Raw genomic sequence first — 3,492 nt, 5'->3', positions numbered from 1 at the left:
CAAAGTTGTCAAAAGTCCAACGGATAAAATTCCTGTTAATATGTTTGCTGTTCGTCTGGTCATTATTGCTGGTAACGTTTGACAGGTTTGCGAAATTGCGAGATTACTTGCAGAACCGATGTCGTACCCCACAAAACTAAATAAAAAGTGATGAAGGAAGTGAGAGCACTTCGCCCGCAATTTTGCAAACCTGTGGTTACCTGTAGTTGCATTTTTTGAGCTTGCGATATTTACGTTTCTAATTTCGGTTTGGTCGGCAATTTTAAAAGGCCGATTTGGTTCTGTCGTTCAGTTTGTCTTCAAATGCTAAAAAATGTCGGTTCAATTGAGCCTTCCAATTGATTCATTTCGTTGAGCGTTTTCGTCGGCTAGCGATTAAAAAGTGTCGGCTTAAATTCCATTTTAAATGTCGGTTTTGTTCGGCTAAAAACCAAATTTAAGTAGGAGCGAGTTCTTTTGTCAATTCAGTTTGTTCAGTTCTTAATGTCTGAATTTCAGCTTTGTCGACCAGAAACTCAACGTTGTAATTTTATTTTTTAAACACCCAGTTGAGTAGCAATTACAGGTAACGTTTCGGGGCTTGTAGCAATAGGGGATTTATAGCACTACTGTTCAAGCCACCCACTAAAGCTGATTAGAAGTACACAGCTCAATTAAAGCACTTCTGCCCCTATTGCTACAAGCCCTTGTTAGCAGAAGTGGCGGTCAAATTACAAGGGTATAATTTCAAAGTTTAAACAAATGTCAAACAAAAAACAAGATTTATTAGACCAATTTGCAATGTCAGCATTAACAGCCTTAATCGCTAAAATGCCATTTTATGACAGTAAAGCAGAACACGGGAAAGCAATTGATGAAGATGAATTGCAAACCATTAAAAAGAACCTAACAGCAACTGCTTATGAATATGCTGGGTGGATGATGATTGCAAGAGAGGATAATAAAAAATGGCTTAAAGAAAACGAAGATGTTAATGCTGATTTCGGGTCGTAGCCATTTCTGCTAACGTTTTGCTAATTTGTGCAGAAATGGCATTACTTGCAGAACCATTGTCGTACCGTACAAAACTAAATAATTAACGAAAAACCTGAGTTGAACCAACGTCAGCCATTTTTGCACAAATTTGCTGTTATGCACAGTAATTTTTCAGGATTATATTTTTTCGGAAATTTCAGGGAATTGTCCTTGTTGCAATTGAGGTTCTTGAATAAGAAGACTATTTTCTACAATTATGAATCTAGACAAAGTGTCAAGAAGCCCATACTGTGGATTTGTTGTGTCGTTTAAGGAAATATCCTTAGCAGTATTATTTAAGTTCAAATAATAAGGATTTGAACCTGTTTCAGAGTATTTGTTTTCTGCCACCATAACGCAAATATATGTTTTTATTTAAATTTCGTGTCTCCAACCTTCAAAGGTTCTATTATCTTGTGTTGCTATTTGTCCCGTAGGCAAATTATGCTTTGTAAGTGTTCCTTCACTAATAAAAACGTCTGCGCCTCCCTCAACACTTTCAATTAATGCTCTTCTTAATGAGTATTGGCATGGATTTTTAACTGCTAAAAGTACATTAGGATTAAAGGGGTTTCTAAGTTCTAGTTCGTTTTCAATATCTTGATAAACCGCTTTGATAACACTATATAATTCTTGATTTGGTTTTTCTACATTTAAACCTAATTCTTCTTTTGCTTCCTTTCGATAGATAGTGTAGTCGTGACTACCCGATTCTGAACAAAGAAAGCTGATTACCTTAGGGATATTAGCAGGTTCTATTGTATGGTACTTTAGCATTTTTTCAGCTAACATTTTAATTTGAGCTTTTGATTTATAAACATTTCCAAGCGATAGGGGATGAATATGGTCTGTTAGTTTTAAATAAATATCTTTTAATTCCGTCTCGCTACTAACACCAAAATCGTCTTTTGCCATATCTAAATATCCGTTAACGTGTTCAACACTTACAGGAACTCTAATATTTTGTCCGTTTACATTTACTTGAGGATTCATATGGCCATTAGTGCTTGGGTCTATTGGGCCTAATGTTCCTTGTTTTGTCATCACAATCCTATCAGTTCCCAAGCTAATTAAAGTCGCAGTACTTTGACATCTAAATGGAATTATAACTTCAAAGTCTTTGCAAAAACTTCTTATTAAATTTACTAAACTCCATCCTGCTAAAGTACTACCGCCGTTTGAGTATATAAACAATGTTATTTTATCTACGTCTCCAAGTGTATCTAGATGGTTAGCGAAGGGTGCTAAAATATCTGCGCCAATATTCGTTTCAGCATTTTGTCGGTCACTTGTTACATAAACTAAAAGTTTTGAATTTCTTAGTTCTTCAATTTTTTTGTAATTGTCAAGTCTTTCTGTTCTCATTGTGATGTCGTTTTATTATTGTGCATAACGGATTCGGGCTTTGGGTTCGGGCGAAATTAACGTAAAAATTGAATTACTTGTAAAAACTTAAAAAAATGAAAATAGAAAATAGAAAGCACATCGACAAGCCTGAACCAAAACCCGTGTTAGCAGACGTTGCGGAAGCTAGAGGGATTGAATTTAAAGCTTGGGATAAAAAAGAACAAAGGTTGTTCGATGTGTATGGATTAGGTGTCGATTTTGTGACCGAAAACACATTTGATGGAGTTGATGAAGGAGTTAATTGCTTTAGTGGCGATGAATTTAAAGAGCGAATAGTAATTATGCAATTCACTGGTTTTTTAGACAAAAACGGAAACAAAATATTTGAAGGATTTAATTTGGGCGATTGGACAAAAACAGACGAAGGATTAAAACAAAGTAAACAACAAGTTTTTTGGAAAGACGGAGCTTGGAGAATAGATTTTTCTGCTAATCAAGATAAGTCTTGGTATGACTATCTAAAAAACGACTTGGAGGATTTTGATTATGAAATTGTCGGACATATTTACGAATGCAAGGTATGAGATAGCAATGTTTGCTAACGATTGGCGAATTTGTGTTGTAATGGCATAGAAAGCAAAAACTTGTCTGGCCGTATAAACTTAGTTAATTGCGATGAAATAACGTAAAGCAGTTCAGCCATTATAATACAAATTTGTGGTTAGCGGTTGAAGCGTTTGTTGTTCCATTCAGAATCCCGTTTTTAAGAGCCGTTCAATTGAGCCATTTTCTTGCGTTCTAAATTGCCGATTAATTTTCAAAAAAGTTCTTTTCAGTTCTTTTAAAATTCTTTTCTCTACAGCTTTAAAGGCTTCCTTTTCTTTTTTTTAATTTCTTCTTAACCGCTTTTTCTCAAAAAAAAAATCGGTCGGTCTGCGACTTTTAAACATTCATTAGATGCTCTGAAAAAGTATGGGCATTGTTGAGAATTTCGTTAAAAATTTCCGTTCAGAAACCCATTTTATTACACCTGTCATTTGCGGAGCTTTTACCGCTAACGGTCTGCAGCTACCCGAAGGTGGCGATTTCGAAGCACTTCACTCTCTATCAAGCAGAAACTTTGATAGAAGC

At 35.3% G+C, this 3,492-nt stretch carries 4 protein-coding genes; 2 read left to right on the top strand and 2 right to left on the bottom strand.

Annotation, left to right across the window (positions count from 1 at the left end; genetic code table 11):
• The first annotated feature begins 741 nt into the window (after positions 1-741).
• Positions 742-993, top strand: coding sequence for a hypothetical protein (locus tag I5M32_RS16415; protein ID WP_200588242.1), 252 nt, complete (start codon positions 742-744; stop codon positions 991-993).
• A gap of 159 nt (positions 994-1,152) precedes the next feature.
• Here the strand turns inward: I5M32_RS16415 and I5M32_RS16410 are convergent, their stop codons facing one another.
• Both I5M32_RS16410 and I5M32_RS16405 read right to left on the bottom strand, forming a co-directional pair.
• Positions 1,153-1,368 (bottom strand): hypothetical protein, encoded by a 216-nt coding sequence (locus I5M32_RS16410; protein WP_200588241.1) that lies wholly within the window; start codon positions 1,366-1,368, stop codon positions 1,153-1,155.
• A 21-nt stretch (positions 1,369-1,389) separates the two neighbouring features.
• Positions 1,390-2,379: an SDH family Clp fold serine proteinase gene (locus I5M32_RS16405; protein ID WP_200588239.1), complete on the bottom strand. Its 990-nt coding sequence runs from the start codon at positions 2,377-2,379 to the stop codon at positions 1,390-1,392.
• A 95-nt stretch (positions 2,380-2,474) separates the two neighbouring features.
• Between I5M32_RS16405 and I5M32_RS16400 the strand changes: the two genes are divergently transcribed.
• Entirely contained in the window at positions 2,475-2,945 is a 471-nt protein-coding gene (locus I5M32_RS16400) for a YopX family protein (protein ID WP_200588237.1), read from the top strand.
• Positions 2,946-3,492 lie beyond the last annotated feature (547 nt).

This window comes from Pedobacter segetis, assembly GCF_016623585.1.
In the GTDB taxonomy this organism is placed as follows: Bacteria; Bacteroidota; Bacteroidia; order Sphingobacteriales; family Sphingobacteriaceae; genus Pseudopedobacter; species Pseudopedobacter segetis.
Note: the sequence above shows the minus strand (reverse complement) of the source record. Positions and strands in the feature narration are given on the sequence as shown.

Bases quoted from the DNA above. Each gene is read 5' to 3' on its own strand.
- I5M32_RS16415 (WP_200588242.1), top strand. From the start codon at position 742: ATGTCAAACAAAAAACAAGATTTATTAGACCAATTTGCAATGTCAGCA.
- I5M32_RS16410 (WP_200588241.1), bottom strand. From the start codon at position 1,368: ATGGTGGCAGAAAACAAATACTCTGAAACAGGTTCAAATCCTTATTAT.
- I5M32_RS16405 (WP_200588239.1), bottom strand. From the start codon at position 2,379: ATGAGAACAGAAAGACTTGACAATTACAAAAAAATTGAAGAACTAAGA.
- I5M32_RS16400 (WP_200588237.1), top strand. From the start codon at position 2,475: ATGAAAATAGAAAATAGAAAGCACATCGACAAGCCTGAACCAAAACCC.